The sequence below is a fragment of the Gilliamella sp. B14384G10 genome (assembly GCF_016101685.1).
Taxonomy (GTDB): Bacteria; Pseudomonadota; Gammaproteobacteria; order Enterobacterales; family Orbaceae; genus Gilliamella; species Gilliamella apis_A.
This window is the reverse complement of record NZ_JACFQA010000001.1, coordinates 489,707-515,938: the sequence shown is the minus strand read 5'-3', so window position 1 is coordinate 515,938 and position 26,232 is coordinate 489,707. Positions and strand designations below refer to the sequence as shown.

Genomic DNA, 26,232 nt, shown 5'->3' with positions numbered 1-26,232 from the left:
AATATTTTTATCATAAAAAAACTGTAGATAATTATATTTTTAATTACATTAATTTAGTAGATTAATAAATAAAATCATGGTGATATAGGGAAATGCTAATATGAAAATTCATAAAATTGCATTGGCGATTGCATTAATTTCAGGGAGTGCTTTGGCAAATAATAATGTTACATTAAATAAAGTAACTTTGTTTTTACAAGGTGCCGAATTACAAGGTCAGTCAACTGTTTTATTAACTAAAGGTGAAAGTGAAATCATATTAACAGGTATCGCTAATAATGTTAAGCCTGATTCAATCAATGTTGGTTTTGGTAATAATGATGTCAAAATATTGTCGACATCATTAAATAATAAATATGCTGGAAGTATTAATAATGATCAGGATATTCAAAAAGTTATTGATAAACTGCAACAACTACAAGAAAAGCATGATATTGTAGAAATTCAATTAAAAGTGGTGAATGAACAAGTTTCACTTTTGCAAGGTAATCGCTTAGATAGTTTAGTTAAAAGTGGATCTGCTGATTTAGTTGCCATGAAAAATGCACTTGATTTTGTGAAAGCTAATCTAATTTTGACATTAAATGAACAAAGTCGATTACAAAAAGAAATTGATTTGTTAGATGAACAAATTAAACAATGCCAAACCCAAATAGATGAAATGCAAGAAGCTGACAAATTACATAATGCGGTTGTTGTCAAAGTCATTTCCAATAAAGATATTACATTACCTATTACACTTTCATATGTTACCTCTGAAGCTGGTTGGGAACCGATTTATGATGTCCGAGTTGCCGATATTAATTCGCCTTTACAATTGACCTATAAAGCAGCAATTTATCAAAACAGTGGTTTAGATTGGCAAAATGTCGATTTTAGTTTATCAACCTCTAATCCAAGTAAAGGTATATCTGCCCCAGAAATTAATCCATGGTATATTGATGTTTATAGTGAAAAAAGTGGTCTATTTTTTTCCAAGTCCGAGAAAGAAGAATATTACGAACGAGAATCAAAATCAAGATTGGTAGAGCCTGGCCAAAATACTAAAGTTAATACTTTAGGTATCAATACCCATTTTGATGTTAAATTACCTCATACTATCAAAACCAATAGTGAAAATAATATTCTTACATTGCAGACAAAAGAAGTTGAAGCTAATTATCATTATATTTCAACGCCTAAATTAGATAGTAGTGTTTATTTACTAGCACAGATAAGAGACTGGGATAAACTGAATCTTTTCTCAGGAAAAGCCAATATCTTCTTTAATGGAGATTTTGTTGGTGAGACAACTATCTCAACCCAAAGTGCTAAAGAGACATTGGATTTTTCATTAGGACGTGATAAAAACATTTTAATCGCCCGCAATCGTAATGTTAAAGAAACCTCAACTCCATTACTATCTGGTGATGATATTTCACAAAAGTATGCTTATACTATTGATGTCAAAAATAATAAAACATTGCCAATTGATATAGAAGTTAATGATCAGCTACCGGTAATTTTAAATAAAACCGTAATACTTGCTGATACCAAATATGATGGTGCTCAATATGATAAACAAACTGGATTATTAACTTGGCGATTTACTTTAAATCCAAATGAAACTAAAGATCTTAATTTAGGTTTTAAACTCACTTATCCAAATGATAAAGAAGAAGATATATATGGTTTATAAACCTCATAAAATAAAGTATAACCTATGTTAACTAATTGGTTCGAGCAATTTAAGCAAAACAGTCAGATCAGTTTACTTGATCTTCATTTGGCCCAATTTTTGGTCAATAAAGTTGATGGCAACGATGAAATTATTAGCAAACGTTTTGCCTTTTTAATTATATCGTTAAGTCAAGAAGTCAGGTCAGGTCATGTTTGTCTTGATATTACTCGCCTGAATCAACAAGTTATTGATCCGCAACTTTGGCAGGAGCTCAATACTCCAACCGTTGAAGATTGGGTTAATGTACTCAGTGTAGCTTCAAATAAACAAGTAGTAAGTGATGGAGAACAACTTGCACCACTTATTTTTATTGAAAATAAACTTTATTTTCAACGTATGTGGCTAGATGAACGTCATGTTGCTCAGTATTTTAATCAACCACAATTGAATATTGCATCAAGTAAACCGATCGACTTAAAAAATATTCTTGACCAACTATTTGTTGATGATAATACAACTGTTGATTGGCAAAAAATTGCGGTTGCGGTGGCTCTAACTCGTAAAGTAGCCATTATTTCAGGTGGCCCAGGTACAGGTAAAACAACAACAGTAGCTAAAATTTTGGCCGGAATAGTGTTAAATGATCCTACCACGCGAATCGTGGCTGCAGCACCAACAGGCAAAGCTGCATCAAGGTTAACAGAATCTCTTAGTCGAGCAATTGAACAGTTATCTTTTGAATCATTAAATATTAAAACCGAAGCAGTGACTCTGCACCGTTTATTGGGTGCAAAAACTGATAATCGCTCATTTAATTATAATAAACACAATCAATTACATATTGATGTTCTTGTGGTTGATGAAGCTTCAATGGTTGATCTGAATATGATGGCAAGAATCATTGAAGCTCTGCCTGATTGTGCTCGCTTAATCTTGTTGGGTGATAAAGATCAGCTATCTTCTGTGGAAGCAGGTGCGGTATTTGGAGACTTATGTGACTTTATTTTAAATGGATATAGTCAATCTAGGGCAGATGAACTAAGTCGATTAACTGGCTATGCTATTCCAATCGCAGACCAACCTGCAAGCATGATCACCGATAGTATTTGCTTATTGAAAAAAAGTTATCGTTTTAATGAGTATTCAGGAATAGGCTTGTTGGCTAATGCGGTGAAAGAAGGTCAATTGCAAGCGGTTAAAAAACTGCTAGCCAATAAATCTTTACCAGATGCTTGTTATTATGAATTATCTTCAAGTCAAACTTACCAAGCTGTTTTAGATGATTGTGTCGCACATTATAAAAATTATCTAAATGCTATTAAACATCATCAAAATAATGATATTGCCAGTATTTTAAGCAAATTTGCTGAGTGTCGTTTACTGTGTGCTTTACGTGAAGGTAAGTTTGGAGTAGGAGGGTTAAATAAACAAATTGAGTTATTATTGACCAAACATAAATTGATTAAATTAAATAATCGTGATCAATGGTATATTGGCCGACCAATTATGATCTTACGTAATAGTACCGCATTAGGTTTATATAATGGTGATATTGGTATTACACTTAGGGCTGAACATGATCACTCAAAACTACGGGTTTATTTCCCTTTTTCTGATGGTTCTATTAAAGGCTTTTCTCCCTATCGATTACCCGAGCATGAAACAGCCTATGCAATGACAATCCATAAATCTCAAGGTTCTGAATTTGATCATGTCAATATTATTCTACCAACAGAATTTTCACCATTACTTAATCGATCATTGCTCTATACAGCAATAACAAGGGCTAAAAAAACAGTTTCAATTTATGCTGATGCTAAAATTTTAGATCGTGTAGTGAAAAGTCAAATACATCGAGAAAGTGGCTTAGTGGAACAGATAAAAAATGTTTTACAATAGTATCGACACTTAAATTATTGCTGATAAAGATAAAGCACCAACTTATTGTATTATAGTTGGTGCTCTTTTTATTTATTAGTGGATGATCTTAGCTAAAAAGTCTTTAGCTCGATCTGATCGTGGATTGGTAAAGAATTGTTCTTTTGAGGTATCTTCAATGATTTCACCTGCATCCATAAAGATTACTCGGTGTGCAACTTTACGTGCAAAGCCCATCTCATGGGTAACAACCATCATTGTCATGCCTTCATAAGCTAATTCAACCATAACATCTAGTACTTCATTAACCATTTCTGGATCAAGAGCCGAGGTTGGTTCATCAAATAGCATAACGACAGGATCCATACATAGTGCTCGAGCGATTGCAACACGTTGTTGTTGACCGCCAGATAGTTGAGCTGGGAATTTATCCGCATGAGCTAATAAGCCAACACGATCTAATAGCGATAGCGCTTTTTCACGTGCTTCTTCATTTGATCGGCCTAATACCTTAATTTGAGCAAGTGTCAAATTTTTCAAAATTGTTAAATGAGGGAAAAGCTCGAAGTGCTGAAATACCATTCCCACTTTTGAACGCAGTTTTGCTAAATTAGTCGATGGATTTGTAATCTCAGTACCATCAATAATAATTTTACCTTGTTGAATAGGTTCTAGAGCATTTACGGTTTTGATTAGTGTTGATTTACCTGAACCAGAAGGCCCACAAACAACAACAACTTCACCTTTACCTACTCTTGTAGTACAGTTTTTTAATACTTGAAATTTTCCGTACCATTTTGATACATTTTGTAAGGAGATCATCGACTTATCCCTTTCTTGAAATAATTAACTAAACGAGAAGCAGTATAACAAATTATAAAGTAACTTATTGCTGCAAAAATAATCATTGAATATTTAACTGTGCCACCCTGAACCGTACCGATTTGGGTCACACTGGCACCAAATAAATCAATTAAGCTCATCACATAAACCAAAGAGGTATCCTGGAACAAGATAATACCTTGCGTTAACAACAATGGCACCATTGATCTAAATGCTTGTGGTAATATTATCAAACGCATTGCCTGACTTTTGGTCATACCTAATGCGTAAGCTGCATGATATTGACCTCTAGCAACCGCATTAATTCCTGCACGTATGATTTCAGAATAGTAAGCTGCTTCAAATAAAGCAAATGCAATCATTGCTGAAACAATCCTAACATCAGCATAAGGCGGTAAATTAAATATATGTTTAATAACTTGTGGTAATGCTAAATAGAACCATAACAAAACTAACAGTAATGGAATGGAACGGAATAAATTGACATAACATTTAGCAAAAATATTTAGTATTTTATTATTTGATAAACGCATTAAAGCTAATACTGTCCCCCAAACAATACCAAATACAACGGCAGTAAATGTAATTTTAGCGGTTAACCACAATCCACTTAATAGTAAATGATAATTGTCTAATACCAATGAAGGTATATCTGCAATCCAATTGAGTAGTTGCATATTATCCTCCATGACTCATATTAGGTAAGCGGGTTTGTTTTTCAACAAAACGCATAATGGTAAGTACGGCATAGTTTATCAACATAAATGCAATTGTTACTCCACATAATATTTCAACAATGCTGTTGGTTGCATCGTTAATGCGATCTATTTGACCAATCAAATCTATCAATCCAATGGTGGATGCAACTGATGAATTTTTAATGATATTGGTCATTTCAGACGTAAGTGGTGGAATAATACGACGATAAGCGTTAGGTAGTAAAACATACATATATGCTTGTCGATTTGTTAAACCAAGTGCAATAGCGGCATAACGTTGACCTTTAGGTAAAGTTTGAATACCGGTTCTAACTTGTTCCGCAATACGCGCAGAAGTAAACAAACCTAGAGCAATTGCTGCCGTAATAAATGCACTAACATCCGGTGATAAGCCAGATATAAACCATGTTTTTAAACTTCCAGAAAGAATTTCTGGAAATAACATGTACCATAAAAACATTTGTACTAGTAATGGGATATTACGGAATAGTTGGATATAACCGGCTGCAAAACGATTTAGAAATTTATTTTCTAATGTTCTACAGATTCCCACTAGTGATCCTAGTATGAATGCAATGATCCAAGCAGTAACCGCTAATGAAACGGTTACAATAATACCGTCCAAAAGCCAGTTTAAGTAAATTCCATCACCATACGGGGTGGATTCAAGAAATAGTGTCCAATTGAAACTCATAATATATTTATTTCACTAAATTAGATTATGTACTAAATGTAACGACCATTTAGTACATAGGATTAGAAAGATAAGAAAAGTATTAATCTAATGCTTTATCATTTGGATTTGCAAAAAGCTCAACCATTTTTGGTGAAATTTCTAGAGCCATATTCGCTCCTTTTGGTGGAACAGGTTGAGTGAACCATTTGTTATAAGATTCTAATGCTTTTCCTGATTTTTGGGCATCAGCAATGGTTTTATCCATTAATTGTTTAAATTGGGTATCACCTTTTCTTAACATACAACCATAAGATTCATAAGATAATGGCTCACCGACAATTTTCCATTCTGCAGGATTAATTGCACGTGAACGTTCGCCCGCTAAAAGTGCATCATCCATTAAAAATGCTACAGCTCGACCAGTTTCGAGAGCATTAAATGCATCACCATGATCTTTTGGTGTAATAATACGAATACCCAATTTTTCTTTATTGTTGATTTGATTTAAACGGACTTCAGATGTAGTACCAGCGGTAGTCACCACATTTTTTCCTTTTAAGTCTTCAATACTATTGATATTACTATCTGCTTTAACAAGGAATCGGGTACCTACAATAAAAATACTGTCAGAAAAATCTACAGTCTTTTGACGTTCAAGATTGTTTGTTGTAGAACCACACTCAAAATCATAGGTATAGTTATTTAGTAATTGAATTCGAGTCTTAGAGGTAACAGGTAAATATTTAACTTTAAGATCCGGTAAGTTTAGTTCTTTTTTGACTGCATCTACAATTAAGTTAGAGTAATCTTGAGAATAACCGATAACTTCTTGTTTTTCACCATAGTAGGAAAATGGGATAGAAGACTCTCGATGACCAACAACAATTACACCGCTTTCTTTGATCTTAGCCAATGTACCACTTAGTTCTTCTGCAACTGCGGCACCACTCATTAGGCCTAGCATTGCTAATGATAACACTAATTTGGTTAGTTTTGTCTTTTTGTACATACTCATCTCCTACTGTTTAATTTGTATCATATTAAATAAATTTAATATTTTTACAAAGGGCGTATATTATAACTTATTTTTTAGCATAAAAGTACTTTTTACTGTTTATTTATCGTTTAAAAGGACAAGCTACAGTCAAGAAATTCTATGATCTTTATCAATTCTTAACGTAGCCAATTTTCTGAATTTCAATAATATAGAAGCAATATTTATGCCAAAATATTGCTTAGCGACGGTTTTTTACAAAAATCAGAATAAATAGTATTGAAATAATTAGGTAATAGGAAAGGTTTCCAAACCTTGCATAAGGGGTTAAACCAACGGTAGGTGATAATTTGTAATTTAAAACCTGAGTTTGAAATTGTGGTAATTGTTTAACAATTTGACCGTGATGATCAATAATTGCTGTAATGCCTGTATTGGTACTACGAATCATTGGTCTGCCAAATTCTAAGGCTCTTGCTTGCGCCATTTGTAAATGTTGTTTGGGGCCAATACTGTTACCAAACCAAGCATCATTAGATACAGTTAGTAAAAAATCTGTGTCTGCCGTAAAGTTTTTCAATATTAAGTCGGATAAAATAACTTCATAGCATATTGCTGTAGTAAATTTAAAGCCTTTTATCTCAAGTGGTGGTTGTTTTTCAGCCCCCGCTTGCATGGATGACATTGGGATATCAAGCATTTGCGCAATAGGATCAAGTAATGATTCAAAAGGAGTAAATTCACCGAACGGCACTAAATGATGTTTCTGATAACGATTGGTGTTAGGGTATTGATATGGTGTTTTTCCACCTAACACTAGCAATGTGTTATAAATATCAGGATTTTCTTGATAACCGTAATTTTCTAAACGGTAATCAATAATACCAACAGCTATTTCACTATTATTTGCTCTTGCTTCGTTGTCTAAAAATTGGAGGAACGGTTGCTGATTAATTTCGTAATCTGTGATACTTGCTTCAGACCAAATAATAATTTTATCTTTAGCAAGATTTTGTTCGGTTAATGAACCATAAGTTTGCAGAGTATTATTTAGTTGCTCTCTGGTCCAGCGAAGAGATTGTGAAATATTACCTTGAATTAAGCTAAAATCAGCAGAACGGCTGTGGTCAATTGTTGTCCAATTAATTAAATTGAATGATATTGGTGCAATAAAGAGCGTAAATAGTGCGAATATTGCACCAATTGGGTGCTTTTTAGTCGAGCGGCTTAATGCCATATTTAAACAATAGATGACCAAACCACAGCAGATAGTCAATATTAATGTGACACCATTTATTCCAACTATTGGGAAGTAGCCTCTTAATGGACTGTCTAGTTGACTATATCCCAGTTCTAACCAAGCAAAACCAGTTAAAATATAACCACGTAAAAATTCAGTAAGCTGCCACAATATAGGGGCCAGGAAAACTAATTGTTTTATTGAGAATTTTGGTGCGAAGCTGTCACATACTCTTAACAATAATGCAAATAACATAGGATAAAATGCTAAGTATGCGATTAGAAGTCCTAAAATAATTACCGCTACCGGAGTTGGTACTTCACCATATTGTTTAATGCTTATATAAACCCAATGAGCACCAGATAGAAAATAGCCAATTCCCCAGCTAAAACCAATAAGCATTGCTTTCTTTTTCGGTTTATCAGCAATTAACCATAAAAGGCCAGCAAATGCTACAAAAGCAAGCGGCCAGATATGAAAGGGCGCATAGCTGAATACAGCAATTGCACCAAAGATAAAGCTCAATAAAATCTGCTTAAGCATTTTCTGATTGCTCTAAATTAGGTATAGCGGCATTTTCAGGGATTGTGACATGCAATTGAATAATACGTCTTCGGTCAGCAATGGTTACTTTAAATTGATAACCATCAATAGTAATCGTTTCGCCACGGATTGGTAAACGGCCAAAATGTTGCATGACGAGTCCGCCAATAGTATCCATTTCATCATCACTAAACGTGGTAGCAAAAATTTCATTAAAATCTTCTACTGAAGTAAGGGCTCGGACAGAATAAACTGATGGTGATAAACGGCGAATATCACGATCTTCAACTTCATCGTATTCATCCTCGATATCCCCAACAATAAGTTCCAAAATATCCTCGATAGTGACTAAACCTGAAACACCACCAAACTCGTCAATCGCCATCGCCATATGATAGCGTTGCATGCGGAATTCTTTTAACATATGGTCAACTCGTTTACTTTCAGGAACGACAACAGTTGGTCTTAGGATCTTTTTCAAATCAAAATCGTTGACACCTTGTCGAATATAAATGAGTAAATCTTTGGCTAATAGAACCCCTTCGATATGGTCTCGATCTTCACTAATTACTGGATAACGTGAATGGCCATGTTCAGAAATAATATCTAAACATTCATCAAGGGTGAAATTATCTTTGATTGTTACAATTTGAGAGCGGGGTATCATGATATCACGAACGCGTTGATCGGCTATATCCATTACACCTTCGATCATATCAAGGGTATCAGGATCAATGAGTTGGTTTTCTTCAGCCTCACGAATAACTTCGATCAGTTCTTCTTTATCTTTTGGTTCTGAATTGAATAATTGACTTAACCATAATGTAAACCCTTTTTTGGGTCTCCGGTGATTATCATCACTCATTTTGCTCTCTTCCTTTTGTAATACCAAATATAATTGGGTTTATTGTTATTGTTCTAATATCTAAACAGATTATTAGTCACATTTATTTAATCAATTAGTTGATAAGGATTATCAAAACCTAATTGTTCCATGATGTCGATTTCGATATTTTCCATTTCTTCAGCTTCTTCGTCAAGAATATGATCATATCCTAATAAATGCAAACATCCATGGACAATCATATGTGCCCAATGTGATGTTAATGATTTATGTTGTTCGCTAGCTTCGATTTCAACCACTTTTTTACAAATCACTAAATCACCGAGTAACGGCACATCAATTTCAATTGGTGATTCAAATGGGAATGATAAGACATTTGTCGGTTTATCTTTATTACGATAAGTGTAATTAAGATGTTGGCTCTCTTCTTCGTCGACAATACGTATAGTAATTTCGGCATTATCCATAAATTGCGGTAAGATCACTTCTAGCCATTGCATAATTTGTTGTTCTGTTGGTAGATTCTCATGATGCTCACTAGCAATTTGCAAATCTAAAATAATAGTGCTCATTTTATAATTCGACCTATTCACGATGATAAGGATGATTAGCCGTTAAACTCCATGCACGATAAAGGCTTTCAGAAACAATGACTCGTACTAATGGATGAGGCAATGTTAAAGGCGATAATGACCAACTTTGGTCAGCAGCCGCTTTACAGGCTGGCGACAAACCTTCAGGACCGCCAATTAACAAACTGACATCACGACCATCGGTTTTCCAACGTTCAAGTTGTTTTGCTAAATCATGGGTCGTATAAGGTTTGCCTGGAATATCCAATGTGACAATGCGATTACCTTTGCCGCATGCAGCTAGCATTAATTCACCTTCTTTATCTAAAATTCGCACAATATCGGCATTTTTAGTCCGTTTTCCTGATGCTATTTCGATAAGTTCTAAAGGCATATCTTTGGGGAAACGGGATTGGTAATCATTAAAAGCAGTGGTTACCCAATTGGGCATTTTATTGCCAACAGCAATAAGCTGTATTTTCACGTCACTAACTCCAAAGTTTCTCGAGTTCGTAAAGTTGTCGGCTCTGTTCTTGCATGATATGTACAATGACAGAATCCATATCAACTACCACCCAATCAGCATCATTTTGGCCTTCACTTCCTAATACAAGATGGCCTTGTTTTTTTGCTTCATCAAGTAAGTGTCTTGCTATTGATGCTACATGACGGCTAGATGTGGCTGTGCAGATAATCATATAATCGGTAATACTTGATTTACCACGAACATCTAGAGTAACTATATCTTCTCCTTTGAGGTCATCAATTTTATCAATAATAAAATCTTGTAATGATTGTTGCAAAATAATCTCTCTACAATTTTAAATAAAGCATTAGTATAACATATTTTTTTTTAATCGCCTTGAAAATAGCGTTTCTCTGAAATAACTCTCTATTTTTAAAAAGTCACAAAAAAAATTTTAACAAGAGCTATTTTAATCAAAAAAATAAAGAAAAGGGGTTTTTAACGGATTGAAAATATGATTTAACTGGTTATCTCACTAATAATATTTACAAAAGTTAACAATTTAACTTTTAAAAAGCAGTTGCATTGGTTATTTTCAGTTACTATACTTTTAGCAGATTTTAAGTACAATACTCGACGAGTATTTAGTCGAAAAGAATTAAAAAAACCAAATAAAACATAAGATTACTTGACAGGATTGTCGCTATGCATTATAATTTACAACACCAAACACCAAACACCAAATCTGCCCAACCTATAATTTAAAATTATTTCATTATTGCAATCAGAGTTTTATATTTCTCAATATTTTAATTTTTCCTCAATTTATAAGATTTATTTTATTCTTACCGTTTTTTTTAGTTATAGCAGTTGTTTTAGTTTTATCCTTTTCACCATGTAGTTATGCATTATCAGTATATACAACTAACGTTATTCATGGTAGTGCACCATATTTAACTTTTGATAAAGGTCGTACTCGTATTACTGATACAAATAATCTATTGGCAATAACCTTATCTGATGGTAGAAAAATTACACCTGATACAAATGATTCATTGATAACGCCAATTGAATTACCCCATGTTGGTGATAGTTTTGCTGATATAGGTATGTTAGTTCCGACCAATATTAATAAAATTGCAATGAATACACTTATTGGTGCACCTTATAACTATTGGGGCGATGATGATGGTGATGGTCAAGGAAGTAATAATATTTCAGCTACTGGCGATTTAACTTTAACTATTGTTGATAAAAATAATAAATCTGTGCCCCGTAATGAAATACCAACAATTTGTAATTCTCCGTATAAGCTATCATTGAGTAGTTCTGCTGGTTATTTAACTACACGTTATGGTATTCCTAATCGAAGTAGTTTTAGTACTGGTAGTGTCAACTATTATATTAATCCTAAAGCATCACCATCCGTTTGTTTTGCAAAACCTAACTTAAAATATGGTGGAGCAAAGGATTGGGTTAATGGTGATATTGTAGACTATCGAGGTCCAGAATGGATGTGGAATACCTATAAAGGTTTTTTAACCCAGTCAGCGACACCATCATCTTATCATCTAAATTTCCCTACAACTGGTGCTGATCATCTATATTTTGATTTAGACATTGGCGGTTATAATGAGCCTTTGACATGGACACCCGTTACGCGAAGTGGCATTACGGCAACTATGAGACCTAATTCAAACAATACTAGTGTTCGTGTTACATTAACCGGCCCTGTAGCTTCCGCTTCTCAATGGAACACAAGTTCTCCTGATCCGATAACTCAACCTGATTTACCACAAACTTTTGAATTAGTTGGTAAAGATAGCAATGGTAAAGAAGTAGTAAAATATGGTTTTGTGCTACGACAGTGGTTTGTCCAGCGTCGTATTAATAGTACTTATTCTCAAGCGTTGTACTGGTGCAAAAATATTGGTTATCGTCTTGCACAAGTTAAAGATTTAACCAATGCTTCTTGTCAAGGCACTTTATCTGACGATCGTTGTGTAGGCGCTGTCGGTGCAACGCCATCATCACCGAATAATCGTTATCAACGCACAATCAATGCTGGTTTTTTCTCGGAGTGGGGATTTATGGATTACTATGTTGGCGCTAATTTTTCTAATACTTTTTATTGGACAATTGATTTACAACGTTCAAGAACTGGGTTTGTGGTATATTCAGATGATGCAGATGTTCATCGTAGAGATATTACTACAAAAACTTTGGCCGTCTGTGTTACGCCTTAGTGTTAATTATGTATTGATTAGCTAATTGCCATAATAAATACACTTTAGTAAAAAATAATATAGATTATATAGGAATAAACCACCCCATATCATCCAAAGATGGTATGGGGTGTATTTAATAATCACAGTAAGTTAATTGAGAGTCATTTTGAAGATAAATTTTACTCTATTAATTAATATGTCCTGAATCGGTTATCTAAATCTAAAACTTACAATTCAACCACTCGATCAAACAATGGACTATCGGTTAATCTATGGGTGACCATTAGTAATGTTTTATTTTTACAGATTTGTTTAATCAGCTCGATGATCTGCTGTTCGGTTTGTTGGTCAAGGCTTTCAGTTGGTTCATCCATTAGGATTAGTGGTGAGTTATGTAATAATGCTCGAGCAATGCCGATACGGCGAATTTCGCCGCCAGATAGAGCGCGCCCACCTTGTCCTAATGGTAAATTCAAACCTTGATCAGTTGCTAACAATTTTGATAGTTCAACTTGATGTAATACATCGATCAACTGTTGGTCAGATGCCTGTCGTTTACCAATTAGCAAATTCTGTTTAAGTGTATCACTAAAAATAGTAATAACCTGAGGTACAACCGCAATGGTTTGGCGGAGTGTAGCTTCATCAAGTTGATCAACTGGAATATCATTGATCAAAATTTTTCCAGAATTTGCTTCCCATGTGCGAGTAACTAAATTAAGCAGTGTTGATTTGCCGCAGCCAGTTTTACCTATTAAACCAATATGTTGACCGGAATTTATGGTTAATGAAAAGTGACTTAAAATAGCAAAAGGTTGATTGGGATAACTAAAACTAATGTCATCGAATTGTAGTTTAGCAATAGATAAATCGATAGTTTTGCCTTGTTCAATAAATTTGATATCAGGTGTTTGGTTAAATAAAGTTGTTGTGCGTGTTGCGGATGTTAATACCTGTCCTAAAAAGATAAATGCTCCTGGTATGGGCGCTAGAATTTCACTACTAGCCAAGCAAACAAAAACAAATAAGGCAACTAAAGGTGATAATGTGTATTGAGTGATCAACCACAGTACCAATAAAGTTAAAAAACCAGCAATCAATACGACGAGCGCACTTGATAGTGCCATTAATGTTGATTGGCGTTGTTGATGAAAAAGCCAGTCTGATTCAAGTTTATCTAGTTTTGTACGATAACGATGTTGCGCATTAAATAACGTTAGTTCAGCTTGACCTTGTAAATAATTAATTAATAACGCCCTATATTCACTTTGTTGTTTAGCTAATGTTTCTCCTAACTGTTTGCCTGCATGATAAAAAATGACAGGTATAGCAAGTAAGGTAATTGTTAACACGATAGTAATGATTAAGGCAATGGGTAAATTGATATAACTTAGCCCGACAAACAGCAACAAAATCATGACTAATGCTGTAACAATTGGTGAAAATAGTTTTAAGTAGAGATGATCAAGTGCATCAATATCGACAATAAAGCGGTTAAGTAAATCAGCTTTTTGATATTGAGCTAATTGGTTAGCACTGAGTGGTAAAATCTTTCTAAATGCTAACGTTCTTAAATAAGCTAAAATTTTAAAAGTAGTGTTGTGATCAACTAAGCGCTCAACATAGCGTGATGCTGTTCGGGTAATTGCTGCTGCTCGTACACCAGCTGCAGGTAACATGTAATTAAAAGTATATAAACCGGCAACACCAACAACGGCTGTAGAGGCTAAAAACCATCCCGATAATGAGAGCAAAAAGACACTGGCAAATAGCGTAAGAATAGATAAACTAAGGCCAATAACGATTTGCCAAAAGTAGTGCTTATAAAGAGCAATATAAGGGCGTAATAGCGTTAGCATGAACTCTCCTTAATAGCGTTAATTTGTCCTTTTGACAGTTTCCAAACTAGCTCAAAATCATGCATATCATCATGTTGATGAGTTATGGTAATACTGTTAGTGGCAATATCATATGGTGCTAACAATTCTACTGTCTGTTTATCTAAACTTGCGGTTGGTTCATCTAGGATTAGTAATTGGCAAGGTTTTAGCATTGCTCTGGCCAGCGCTACACGTTGGGCTTGTCCTACTGATAATCGTACCGCATCATCACCGACCTGTGTCTCCACTCCTTCAGGCAGTTTAGCGATAACATCAGATAATTGTGCTTTGGCTATCACTTCATCAAGCTCACTAGTGGTTGCAGTGGGTTTTCCAAGTAGAATATTTTCACGAATCGAACCGTTAATGAGATAAGGATTTTGGCCAATCCAACTTATTTGTTGTTGCCAACTCTTTAAATCTAAATGATTAAATTCAATACCATTAATTTTGAGTGAACCTTGATAAGGCAAAAATCCAAGTAATACTTGCATGAGCGAGCTTTTTCCTTCACCACTAGTGCCAATTAAGGCTAGTTTAAAGGGTGCATGTAATGAAAAGCTAAGTGGCCCAACAATCGGCAGAGCTTCATTGGATAGTACGATCAGATCTTTGGCTTCAATTGTTTTTAAAACCCCAATATCTAGATAATTGTTTGCTTGCAATTGATTCAAGTTAGTTTTTGGCTGAGCGTTATCAACTTGTTGCGGTAAACTTTTATTTAAAAAAGTTTCGATATTATCAGCAGCAGCAATAGCTTCGGCTTTAGCATGATAATAGACTCCGAGATCTCGTAAGGGTTGAAAATACTCAGGTGCTAAAATTAGTGCAAAAAAACCAGCAAATAAAGTAACAGTTCCATTATAGGCGCCAAAATCAAATTCGCCTAAATAAGAAAAACCAAAATAGACTGCCACAATAGCAATTGAAATTGAGGTAAAAAACTCTAACACAGCAGAGGATAAAAAGGCCATTTTTAACACTTGCATGGTTTTAACACGGAAATCTTCAGATGCTTGAGCGATTTCTTCCGTTTGTTGTTCTCCTTGATTGAATAAACGAATGGTGTTAAGTCCTTTTAATCGATCTAAGAAATGGCCACTTAAATAAGCTAACGCTTTAAAATGGCGTCGATTAATATCAGCTGCTCCCATTCCCACTAAAATCATAAAAATAGGGATCAGGGGGGCTGTGCAAAGCAAAATAACGGCAGCAGCCCAGTTGAAAGGGAAGATAGCAATACAAATTAATATTGGTACCATGCTGGCTAAACGCATTTGCGGTAAATAACGAGCAAAAAAATCATGTAAATTATCGACTTGTTCAATAACTAACGTACTCCATGCTCCGGTAGTGCTTTGATTTAAATAAGCTGGACCAAATAATTCAAACTGATCGATTAATTTTTTTCTAATTTGTTTACGGATCTTTTGACCTAAAGCAAAATTAATCTTTTCACGAAAATAAATTAACGATCCTCGAGCCAGTAAAATGAAAATTAAAGATAAAAAGTAAGGAATAACCGTCAAAAAAGACTGTTGTTCAATAATTAATCTTTGTAAAATAATCGCCAAAAAAGCTGCTTGAGCAATCATTAAAATACTTAACATAAATCCAGTTAAAACCGAAGCCCGTAAATCTGACTTGTGTATATTGGTGTGTTGTTTTAACCAGTTAAGTAAATAAGTTTGGCGTTGTTTATCTAAAGACATATTATTTAGCTGATTCTATTTTAAATTGTCTAAATAATGTTCAGCATCTAACGCTGCCATACATCCCGTTCCAGCTGATGTAATTGCTTGTCGATAAATATGATCCATAACATCACCGGCAGCAAAAATACCCTCAATGCTAGTTTGAGTTGCATTACCTTGAGTGCCTGATTGCACTTTTATATAACCATTATTTAGTTCAAGTTGGCCGTCAAAAATAGCGGTATTAGGTTTGTGACCTATAGCAATAAAAACGCCCATTACATTAATTTCTTCGCTAATATTGGGATCTTGGCTACTACGAATTCTAACACCTGTTACGCCCATATTATCACCTAGAATTTCATCAATAATTTGATGGGTATGCAATATAACTTTACCTTCTTGCACTTTTTCAGATAAGCGGTCCATTAATATTTTTTCAGCCCTAAAACTATCACGACGATGGATCAAATGAACTTCACTAGCGATATTGGCTAAATAAAGAGTTTCTTCAACAGCTGTATTGCCGCCACCGACAACAGCAACTTTTTGGTTACGATAGAAGAAACCGTCACAAGTAGCACAAGCTGACACTCCTTTACTTTTAAATGCTTCTTCCGATGGTAAACCAAGATATTGTGCTGATGCGCCTGTTGCTATGATTAATGCATCACAACTATATTCTGTATCACTGCCAAAAAGTTTGAATGGTTTTTGGCTAAAGTCAACACGGTCAATATGATCTAAAATGATTTCTGTATTAAATCGTTCCGCTTGCTGTTGCATTTTTATCATTAATTCTGGCCCAGTAAGTTCCGAATCGCCAGCAGGCCAGTTTTCTATTTCGGTGGTTGTAGTAAGCTGTCCACCTTGTTGCGTACCAGTAATTAATACTGGTGATAAATTTGCTCGTGCAGCATAAACAGCAGCTGTGTAGCCAGCAGGTCCTGACCCTAGTATCAATAAACGGGCATGTTTGGTCTTCATGTTATATCCTTCTTTATTCTAATATTCTGGCTAATTTGAATATGGTTAGCGCAATTTATAGTTGATAAGTCTAACATTATCAAGCTTTATCGTGCAAAAAAATTGGTTATCATAGCGATAGGTAGCGGTGATAATTTGAATCGCTATTGAATTTTTTATTTCTTTATATTTTTATTTTTTTTATTAGGTTTTACTTTTAAACGTTTTGTGTTGTTTATATTAATTTTTTAAGTTTTCAATTAGATCTTAAAGATTATTTTTATTAAATAATGAGATTAAATGAGTTTCATTTAAAAGCAAATACTATGATCACATCCTCACAATAAACAGTGGAAGCTCTGTTAGCTAAAATAAAGTAGGTAAAAATTTCTAAATTCCACGCAAAAGATATTAGTGATCTGTAAATTGGTAATATTTTATTTAGTATTAAATTTATTTTGCAGTCGCTATCGTTAATGTTGCAATATTGTATCCATTGATGAATTGATTTTTTAGATATTGGCCTTCATGCCGCCGGTTGGCGACAGAAGGAAATTTGTAATTGATTATGATAAATAGGTGGTTACATCTTGAAGTGACCAGCGGATATGTGGTTGTTGCTCATTAACTCGATAACCAAATGCTAAACAGAGTCCAACTCCAAAAGTTTCACCACTAAACTGTGGAATATGTTTTTCTAAAATCTGTATGACTTTATCATGTTCAAATCCACCAATAGCACAAGAATCTATACCTCGATAAGCAGCTGCTGTCATCATATTTGCTGCAGCTAGATAATCTTGCATTTCTGACCAATGATTTACAGTTAAACCATTTGCTAAACCAAATTTAGTAAAATTAATAAAATCTTGGCAAGCAATATCAATTGCGGTTTGATCATTTTGATCAGGTAACGTTCTCGCTACAGCTTGACGTAAATAATGACTTTGTGAAGTAAAGTTACTGGCTTTCCGATAAAGTACAATCACATAGTGTGAGCAACTAGTAACTTGCTCTTGGTTATAACAAATAGCACGTAATTCAGTTTTAATATCTGCATTATCGACAACGACAAAATGCCAAGGCTCCATCCCAAATGATGAAGGTGATAAACGACCAGCCTCTAAAATTGCTTCAAGATCTTCATGATTAATTTTTTTTGATTCATCAAACCGTTTACAAGCGTGTCTAAACTCGAAAGCTAGAGATAGTTTATCCATAGTGTCTCCTAAGATTTTAAATTCCATGGCGCAACTTTTAATAATAACACCATACCAGGTATGGCTAGCATCGTACATAAACCGAAAAAGCTTGTCCAGCCTAAATAATCGACCATAATTCCTGTTGTCGAATTAATAAGTGTTCGAGGAATAGAGGCAATACTGGTAAATAACGCAAACTGTGTTGCAGTATATAATGGATTTGTGGTCTTAGCGATAAAAGCAACAAATGCTGCTGAGCCAAGGCCTACACCTAATGCTTCAAATCCAATGACTAATGCTAATAAAATTTTTTGATGTGTATTGATCTCATCAAAAGGCCCTTCGATCGATAACCAAGCAAAACCTAAAATAGAGATAACTTGGACAAAACCAAAACACCATAAAGCGCGATTAATTCCTATTTTTATCATTAATATACCGCCAATTAGAGCACCAAAAACACTTGGCCATAATGATGCATTTTTAGCAATCCAACCCACATCAAAACGGCTAAAGCCCATTTTTAGATAAAATGGGGTAGCTAAGGACGTTGCCATGCTGTCCCCTAATTTATATAAAAAGATAAAAGCTAAAATCAATACGGCACTTTTAACACCTTGACGTGTAATAAATTCACTAAAAGGTTTAATAATAATTTCATCTAAACTATGAGTCTTGGGAATTTGATTGATTGGTTCTTTGACCAGTAATGTCATAATAATTGCTGGTAACATAAATAATGCAGTAATGAGAAAAACACTGTTCCAAGGTAAATAATTTGATAGTATTAATGATAGTGAGCCTGGCACCAATCCGGCAATACGATAAGCATTAGTATGAATACTGTTACCTAATCCAAGTTCTTTATCGAGTAATAATTCACGTCGAAAAGCGTCTAAAGCAATGTCTTGGGTTGCTGAAAAGAGTGCGATAATAAAACAGATATTAGCGATTAACCAAATATCTAACTTTGGGGAGAAAATACCTAAAATCGCAATCGAAAAGAGTAAAACTAGTTGTGAAATAAACATCCAACCTCGACGTCGCCCAAGTTTGAATAGAGAAATATTATCCATAAATGGCGCCCAGATAAATTTGAAAATATATGGCATCTGGGTTAAAGAGAAAATGCCAATGGTTTTTATGTTGATATCTTCGCTAGCCAGCCATGCAGGTAATAGTTGAATTAATAAATAAAAGGGCAATCCGGATGCAAAACCAGTGAAAATGCAGATTAGCATTTTTGTATTAAAAATAGTTTTGAAAATAGAATCTTGCGGATTATTCATTATTTAATATTATTGGTGAGTTTTTAGTGAGGTGCTATGATAGCATAATAATATAAAAAGTAATTGCTAAAGCCATCATAAAACGTTTTACTATAATATAGATTTGTTGATGCCCAGTTTTTTTAAGGCTAAAAAACAATTAAATCAAATTTCAGTATTCAATGTTGTCAAAATTAGCATGTGACAATGTTTTTCAATCATCATTTAAAATAAAAATAATATATAAAGTTACCTTAAAAGGGAGTAGCCGTTATGAAAAAAACTGTGAAAGTTGCTGTTTTTAGCAGTAAACATTACGACAGAGAACATCTAGAAATTGCAAATAAACATTTCGGATTTGAAATTGAATATTATGAGCATAAATTAAGTCATAAAACGGTGGTTACTGCTGAAGGGTATGATGCTGTATGTGTTTTTGTAAATGATGAAGTGGATAAACGAGTATTACAAAAATTAGCTCATTATGGGATTAAGATTTTAGCTTTGCGCTGTGCTGGTTTTGATAATGTCGATCTAGCTGAAGCTAAAAAATTAGGTATTACTGTAGTGCGTGTTCCTGCTTATTCGCCAGAGGCTGTGGCTGAACATGCTGTTGCATTAATGATGACATTAAACCGTAGAACACATAAAGCTTATCAACGTACACGTGATGCCAACTTTTCTTTAGAAGGATTGACAGGTTTTAATATGCATAATCGTACCGCTGGGGTTATTGGCACAGGTAAAATAGGTCAAGCTGTTATTCGTATTCTAAAAGGATTTGGCATGAATATTTTAGCTTATGATCCTTATCCTAATGATATCGTTGTTGAGTTAGGTGCACAGTATGTTCAGTTAGATGAACTGTATGCTAAATCAGACGTGATTACTTTACATTGTCCGATGTCACCAGAAAATTATCATTTGCTCAATAAAGAGGCATTTAACAAAATGAAAAAAGGTGTGATGATTATTAATACCAGCCGTGGTGGTTTATTAGATGCAACAGCAGCCATTGAAGCGTTAAAACAAACTAAAATTGGTGCATTAGGGATGGATGTGTATGAAAACGAACGTGATCTGTTTTTCGAAGATAAATCCAACGATGTTATTTTAGATGATGTATTCCGTCGTTTATCATCATGTCATAACGTGTTATTCACTGGTCATCAAGCATTTTTAACCCAAGAAGCATTGTTAAATATTTCCGATACAACATTAAATAATATTGCCCAAATTTCAGAAGGCAAAGAATGTCAAAATATTGTTAAATAACAAGAAATAATTTAATATGTCGCCGTTATTTTAATTAATTAAATATGGATGATTTATGCAACGTATCGTTATTTGTCTCATGATGATTTTATGGCTTGCTGCTTGTTCTAGTGGCGGTTCTTCTAAAACTCCAATGCAGAAACATCGAGGACATTCAGATGTAAAAGGTGGTGTTTATTTAGAGAAACAGCATGAACAGCCGAAACCTGATAGTGCACCTTTATCTGTTGATAAAGAAAAGTTTATTGCCATGATGGTAAAAAAACATGGTTTTAATCATCAACAACTTCGTACAGTTTTAGAACAAACAAACAAACTTGATTGGGTAATTGGTTTAATGGATAAACAAGCACCTAAATCAGGCTCTTCAAATGTACCGAATGGCGCTTGGATTCGTTATAAAAATAAATTTATTACACCAAATAATTTGCCTAAAGGTGTTGATTTTTGGAATAAATATGACAAAGATTTACAACGAGCATATAAAGAATATGGTGTACCACCTGAAATCATCGTCGGTATTATTGGCGTTGAGACAGGTTGGGGCCGAGTAATGGGCAAAACAAAAATAATTGATGCATTATCAACGCTAGCATTCCACTATCCTAGAAGATCACAATATTTTGCTAAAGAATTGGAAGATTTTTTAATTATGTGTCGTGATGAAGGAGTGGATCCTTTTGATTTAAATGGATCATTTGCAGGTGCTATGGGATATGGTCAGTTTATGCCATCAGCATTTAGAAATCATGCGGTTGACTTTAATCATGATGGTCATATTGATTTATGGGATCCTGTTGATGCGATTGGTAGTGTGGCTAATTATTTCAAATCACATGGTTGGCAACGCAATAGAAAAGTTGCTGTAGTTGCTGATGGGCAAGCGCTTTCTCTGGATACAGGTTTTAGTACCAAATATTCAATTGAGCATTTGGCTAAATCAGGACTAAAACCGAAAAACTCCTTAGAAGGCCATAAAGAAGTCAGCTTGTTACGTTTAGATATGGGTGATAGTTATCAATTTTGGTATGGTTTACCTAATTTTTATGTCATTACTCGTTATAATCATAGTACACATTATGCGATGGCGGTATGGCAATTAGGATTAGCGGTTAAACAAGCCAGATAAAATAACGCAAAATCCAAAAACTGTAGGTCGCAATTTGCGACCTTTTTTATTAATTCCTGTAAACGCCACTCAAAAATTGAGGAGAGGGGTTTTTACAACCTGAAAATTAGTTAAATCAAAGTAAATAACTATTCTAGATGCTTGCAAAAATACTATCGATTCCCACAATATTTTATTGCTAAAAAAATAATGTTCTGAGGTTTATGTTTTTACGTGTGCTGATAATCAATGGCATTTAGGATGGAAAATATCAAAGAATGCTTTATTAGAACTTAATAAAAAAATAATTAATCATATAATGATTATTTTTGTTTAGCTGTATTAATAATAATTCTACGAAAATAAAATAATCTAGCTAAAACTTAAACTCTTTTAATAATCAAACTTAGAACGATAAAATGGTTTAAGATTATCTTAATAGCTTAGAATTAAGATCGATTCATTCTGCATCGAAACAATTGTTTTTTACAAAACTTAACAATTTTTAGCCTAAAAAATTGTTGCATAGTTTTTCCCAGTAATTATACTTTTCTCGTTCACTACAAAAAGTGATTAGATAGATTGTGATTTAGCTATTTGAGCAAGGAAAGTTCAAATTAAACATTAATTTAATTGACAGGATTGTCGCGATGCATTATAATTTTAACACCAAACACCAAACACCAAACCTGTAAAACTAACCTTATTTTCAAGTTTATTTTTATCAAGTCCACTCTATTTAGTTCCAGTCCTATTTTTTTTATCACTTCCATTTAATAGCCACGCTTTGACGACGAGTACAACGAATTTTATTCATGGTAATGCACCTTATTTAACTTTCGATGATGGTCAAAGTCGCGTTACTGATATGAGTAATTTACTTGGTATCAGCTTATCTGATGGTAGAACTTATTCGCCAAATAATAATTCAGCGACCAATCCGATTGTATTGCCGGATATAAATGAGACATTAATTAATGTTAATATGTTAGTACCAACCAATGTGGACTCAATCGCATTAAATACGCTTATTGGCGCGCCCTATAATTATTGGCGGGATGATGATGGCGATGGTCAAGGTGGTAATGGTATTGCAGTAACAGGTAATTTAACCCTCACCATTACTGATAAAAATAATAAAAAAGTACTGCGTAATACCGCATTAGATATCTGTAATGCACCTTATAAGGTCGTATTAAGTAGTGATGGTGGTACATTATCTACCCAGTATGGTGTACCTAATAGTACTAATTTTAATGCTAGTCGTGCGACTTATTACATTAATCCTAAAGATCGTCCAAAGACCTGTTTTGCTAGGCCAATATTAACATATGGTTCAAATACTGAGATTAGTGACATAGACTTTCGCGGTCCGGCTTCAATGTGGGATCCAAGTAGAGGTTTTATTGTGCAGTCTATGGATCCATCATCTTATGGTTTGAATTTCCCAACAACTGGTGCTAATAATCTATATTTTGATTTAGATATTGGTGGTGTAGGGCCATTGAGATGGGATCCGGTTACTCATGATGGAATAACCGCTACCATGACGCCGAACTCTTCCGGTAGCTATGTTCGTGTTACACTAACAGGTCCTGCAGCAAACGAAGTTCAATCGGAATCGGATTCTCCCGGTATTATATATAGACCTTCTTTACCTCAGACATTCGAGTTGGTTGGTAGAGATAGTTTAGGTAATGCAATTATTAAATATGGTTTTCAGTTAAAACAATGGTTCGTTAATCGTAGAACTGTTTATCGCAATTATTTTAATACATTATCATGGTGTGACAGTATCGGTTATCGGATGGTACAGGTTAAAGACTTAACTAATGCTATTTGTACTGGCGTATGGAGCGGTAGTCATTGTCAAGGTTCTGTCGCGGCTAAACCACCATCAACTGGTAATAATTACCAACGTAGAATCGGTTCAGGTTTTTTTTCCGAGTGGGGGTACATGGATTTTTATTTTAATGCCAGTGTTGATGATTATCGATACAACTATTGGACTAGCGATATTACTTCGGATGGTATCCAGTTTTCAGTTTATCCTAACAATGGTCATGTAAATAGGAATCATTCTAGCGAGACAACCTTAAGGGGGACGTGTTCTATGCCTTAAGATTGCATTATTAGCTATCATAAATCGATATGAATATTTAATGGTTAACTTTAGGACAGAATGCTAAAGATCAAGGAAATCAATTAGAAAAAGATGAACAGTTATTATATTAATAGTGATTTTTATTGTGTATTAGTCATTAGTGTCTATTTTTTTCAAATTACATAATTAAGATGCCTAGAAATATTTGGAAATCATATTAAAAAGCAACAATCTTTGAGAATGACATCAAAAAAATAATAATAGGTTCAATCGTTTAAATCTTATAAAATAAATACTTACTTGATAAGTATATGAGCAATTATTTACAAAAGTTAACAATTTTTAGGAAAAAAAATTGTTGCATAGTTTTTCCTAGTAATTATACTTTTCCCGTTTACTCACAAAAAGTGATTAGATAGATTATTATTTAGCTATTTGAGCAGGGAAAGTTCAAATTAAACATTAAGTTACTTGACAGGATTGTCGCGATGCATTATAATTTTAACACCAAACACCAAACACCAAACCTGTAAAACTAACCTTATTATCAAGTTTATTTTTATCGAGTCCACTCTATTTAGTTCCAGTACTATTTTTTTTATCACTTCCATTTAGTAGCCATGCTTTGACTACGAGTACAACGAATTTTATTCATGGTAATGCACCTTATTTAACTTTCGATGATGGTCAAACTCGCGTTACTGATATGAGTAATTTACTTGGTATCAGCTTATCTGATGGTAGAACTTATTCGCCAAATAATAATTCAGCAACCAACCCAATTGTATTGCCCGAAATGAATGAGACATTAATTAATGTCAATATGTTAGTACCAACCAATGTGGACTCAATCGCATTAAATACGCTTATTGGAGCGCCCTATAATTATTGGTGGGATGATGATGGCGATGGTCAAGGTAGTAATGGTATTGCAGTAACAGGTAATTTAACCCTTACCATTACTGATAAAAATAATAAAAAAGTACTGCGTAATACCGCATTAGATATCTGTAATGCACCTTATAAAGTGGTATTAAGTAGTGATGGTGGTACATTATCTACCCAGTATGGTGTACCTAATAGTACTAATTTTAATGCTAGTCGTGCGACTTATTACATTAACCCTAAGGCGCTGCCAAAATTATGCTTTGTTCGTCCTGAATTGAAATTTGGATCGGATAAGGTGATTAAAGGTACAGACTTTGGTGGTCCAGCTTCAATGTGGAATCCGAATAAAGGTTTTATTCCGCAGTCTAAGGATCCTTCATCTTACGGTTTAAATTTCCCTACAACTGGTGCTAACAATTTGTATTTTTATTTAGAATTAGCTGGTAAAAACTCTTTATCATGGGCGAGTCCTATTTCTCGAGGTGGTATTACTGCTACCATAACACCTAATTCATCTGGTACTAGTGTTCGTGTTAAATTGACAGGTCCTTTTGCGAATGAATCACAATGGAGGTTAGATTCACCAGCTCGTATTACAAAACCAACATTACCACAGACATTTGAATTAGCTGGTAAAGATAGTAAAGGTAATGTAGTGGTTAAGTATGGCTTTCAAATAAAAAAATGGTTCGTTAATCGTGGAACTGTTTATCAAAACTATTCAAATACATTGTCATGGTGTAATAGTATCGGTTATCGTATCGTAAAGGTTCAGGATTTAACTAACGCATCTTGTAATGGCAAAGGTTCTGGTTCTCATTGTCAAGGTGCAGTGGGTGTTAAACCATCATCACTTAACAATAATTACCAACGTAGAATTGGTGGGGGATTGTTTTCGGAGTGGGGCTACATGAATAACTACACGGGAGCTAACTTTGACTCAGACTATCATGATAGTAATGCTCAAGGTAAGCAGAATAGTTCTAATTCAAGCATTGGCCATGCCTATTGGACAAGTGATCCTATCGGTAATGATAATTTTGTCGTATCCTCTAGTAGTGGTTATATCAATCGTTTTAGTTTGGATTATGGTCACGATGGAGTGTGTACCTATCCTTAATGATATGTAGCCTCAGAGTCCGAGCAGCCAATAAATAATGGCTGCTTAAAATTCAATAGAACTG

At 34.2% G+C, this 26,232-nt stretch carries 21 protein-coding genes; 7 read left to right on the top strand and 14 right to left on the bottom strand.

Annotated features, from left to right (window positions below; all coding sequences use genetic code 11):
- Positions 1-100 precede the first annotated feature (100 nt).
- Together H3T54_RS02405 and recD are read left to right on the top strand one after the other, a co-directional pair.
- A complete protein-coding gene (locus H3T54_RS02405; RefSeq protein ID WP_198220725.1) occupies positions 101-1,678 on the top strand; it encodes a DUF4139 domain-containing protein in 1,578 nt (525 codons plus the stop codon).
- A 24-nt stretch (positions 1,679-1,702) separates the two neighbouring features.
- Positions 1,703-3,559, top strand: coding sequence for an exodeoxyribonuclease V subunit alpha (recD, locus tag H3T54_RS02400; RefSeq protein ID WP_198220723.1), 1,857 nt, complete (start codon positions 1,703-1,705; stop codon positions 3,557-3,559).
- 75 nt (positions 3,560-3,634) lie between these two features.
- On the opposite strand, the gene H3T54_RS02395 is transcribed toward recD, so the two are convergent.
- The 9 genes from H3T54_RS02395 to rsfS form a co-directional block, all read right to left on the bottom strand.
- Positions 3,635-4,360, bottom strand: coding sequence for an amino acid ABC transporter ATP-binding protein (locus H3T54_RS02395; protein WP_198220721.1), 726 nt, complete (start codon positions 4,358-4,360; stop codon positions 3,635-3,637).
- On the bottom strand, positions 4,357-5,058 hold the full coding sequence (locus H3T54_RS02390) for an ABC transporter permease subunit (protein ID WP_110447417.1): 702 nt from the start codon (positions 5,056-5,058) through the stop codon (positions 4,357-4,359). Before H3T54_RS02390 ends, H3T54_RS02395 begins: the two co-directional genes overlap by 4 nt.
- A gap of 1 nt (position 5,059) precedes the next feature.
- Positions 5,060-5,794: an amino acid ABC transporter permease gene (locus H3T54_RS02385; protein WP_110447418.1), complete on the bottom strand. Its 735-nt coding sequence runs from the start codon at positions 5,792-5,794 to the stop codon at positions 5,060-5,062.
- 82 nt (positions 5,795-5,876) lie between these two features.
- A complete protein-coding gene (locus H3T54_RS02380) occupies positions 5,877-6,785 on the bottom strand; it encodes a glutamate/aspartate ABC transporter substrate-binding protein (protein WP_110447419.1) in 909 nt (302 codons plus the stop codon).
- A 226-nt stretch (positions 6,786-7,011) separates the two neighbouring features.
- Positions 7,012-8,553, bottom strand: coding sequence for an apolipoprotein N-acyltransferase (lnt, locus tag H3T54_RS02375; protein WP_198220719.1), 1,542 nt, complete (start codon positions 8,551-8,553; stop codon positions 7,012-7,014).
- Positions 8,546-9,418, bottom strand: a complete 873-nt coding sequence (gene corC, locus H3T54_RS02370; RefSeq protein WP_110447421.1) for a CNNM family magnesium/cobalt transport protein CorC — start codon at positions 9,416-9,418, stop codon at positions 8,546-8,548. Before corC ends, lnt begins: the two co-directional genes overlap by 8 nt.
- 86 nt (positions 9,419-9,504) lie before the next feature.
- Positions 9,505-9,969 carry an rRNA maturation RNase YbeY gene (ybeY, locus tag H3T54_RS02365; RefSeq protein ID WP_198220717.1) on the bottom strand — a complete coding sequence of 155 codons (465 nt, stop codon included), beginning with the start codon at positions 9,967-9,969 and terminating at the stop codon, positions 9,505-9,507.
- 13 nt (positions 9,970-9,982) lie between these two features.
- On the bottom strand, positions 9,983-10,453 hold the full coding sequence (gene rlmH, locus H3T54_RS02360) for a 23S rRNA (pseudouridine(1915)-N(3))-methyltransferase RlmH (protein WP_198220715.1): 471 nt from the start codon (positions 10,451-10,453) through the stop codon (positions 9,983-9,985).
- Between the two features lie 4 nt (positions 10,454-10,457).
- Complete coding sequence (gene rsfS / locus H3T54_RS02355) at positions 10,458-10,772, bottom strand: ribosome silencing factor (RefSeq protein WP_232351485.1); 315 nt, start codon at positions 10,770-10,772, stop codon at positions 10,458-10,460.
- Positions 10,773-11,436: 664 nt separating this feature from the next.
- On the opposite strand from rsfS, the gene H3T54_RS02350 reads away from it, so the two are divergent.
- Entirely contained in the window at positions 11,437-12,681 is a 1,245-nt protein-coding gene (locus H3T54_RS02350; protein WP_198220713.1) for a hypothetical protein, read from the top strand.
- A gap of 209 nt (positions 12,682-12,890) precedes the next feature.
- On the opposite strand, the gene cydC is transcribed toward H3T54_RS02350, so the two are convergent.
- The 5 genes from cydC to H3T54_RS02325 all read right to left on the bottom strand — a co-directional run bounded on the left by cydC (position 12,891) and on the right by H3T54_RS02325 (position 19,694).
- The gene (gene cydC, locus H3T54_RS02345; RefSeq protein WP_198220711.1) at positions 12,891-14,522 is read right to left on the bottom strand and encodes a cysteine/glutathione ABC transporter ATP-binding protein/permease CydC; all 1,632 of its coding nucleotides are present in this window, start codon (positions 14,520-14,522) and stop codon (positions 12,891-12,893) included.
- Entirely contained in the window at positions 14,516-16,255 is a 1,740-nt protein-coding gene (cydD, locus tag H3T54_RS02340) for a cysteine/glutathione ABC transporter permease/ATP-binding protein CydD (RefSeq protein WP_198220709.1), read from the bottom strand. Before cydD ends, cydC begins: the two co-directional genes overlap by 7 nt.
- A 15-nt stretch (positions 16,256-16,270) precedes the next feature.
- Positions 16,271-17,224 (bottom strand): thioredoxin-disulfide reductase, encoded by a 954-nt coding sequence (gene trxB, locus H3T54_RS02335; RefSeq protein ID WP_198220707.1) that lies wholly within the window; start codon positions 17,222-17,224, stop codon positions 16,271-16,273.
- Positions 17,225-17,769: 545 nt separating this feature from the next.
- Entirely contained in the window at positions 17,770-18,423 is a 654-nt protein-coding gene (locus tag H3T54_RS02330; RefSeq protein ID WP_181414634.1) for an NAD(P)H-dependent oxidoreductase, read from the bottom strand.
- A gap of 8 nt (positions 18,424-18,431) precedes the next feature.
- Positions 18,432-19,694 carry an AmpG family muropeptide MFS transporter gene (locus H3T54_RS02325; protein WP_198220705.1) on the bottom strand — a complete coding sequence of 421 codons (1,263 nt, stop codon included), beginning with the start codon at positions 19,692-19,694 and terminating at the stop codon, positions 18,432-18,434.
- A 264-nt stretch (positions 19,695-19,958) separates the two neighbouring features.
- Between H3T54_RS02325 and H3T54_RS02320 the strand changes: the two genes are divergently transcribed.
- From H3T54_RS02320 to H3T54_RS02305, 4 genes are all read left to right on the top strand, one after another.
- Entirely contained in the window at positions 19,959-20,948 is a 990-nt protein-coding gene (locus H3T54_RS02320; RefSeq protein ID WP_198221133.1) for a 2-hydroxyacid dehydrogenase, read from the top strand.
- A 55-nt stretch (positions 20,949-21,003) separates the two neighbouring features.
- The gene (mltB, locus tag H3T54_RS02315) at positions 21,004-22,077 is read left to right on the top strand and encodes a lytic murein transglycosylase B (protein WP_198220703.1); all 1,074 of its coding nucleotides are present in this window, start codon (positions 21,004-21,006) and stop codon (positions 22,075-22,077) included.
- A 766-nt stretch (positions 22,078-22,843) separates the two neighbouring features.
- A complete protein-coding gene (locus tag H3T54_RS02310) occupies positions 22,844-24,178 on the top strand; it encodes a hypothetical protein (RefSeq protein ID WP_198220701.1) in 1,335 nt (444 codons plus the stop codon).
- 607 nt (positions 24,179-24,785) lie between these two features.
- Positions 24,786-26,168, top strand: a complete 1,383-nt coding sequence (locus H3T54_RS02305) for a hypothetical protein (RefSeq protein ID WP_110447433.1) — start codon at positions 24,786-24,788, stop codon at positions 26,166-26,168.
- Positions 26,169-26,232 lie beyond the last annotated feature (64 nt).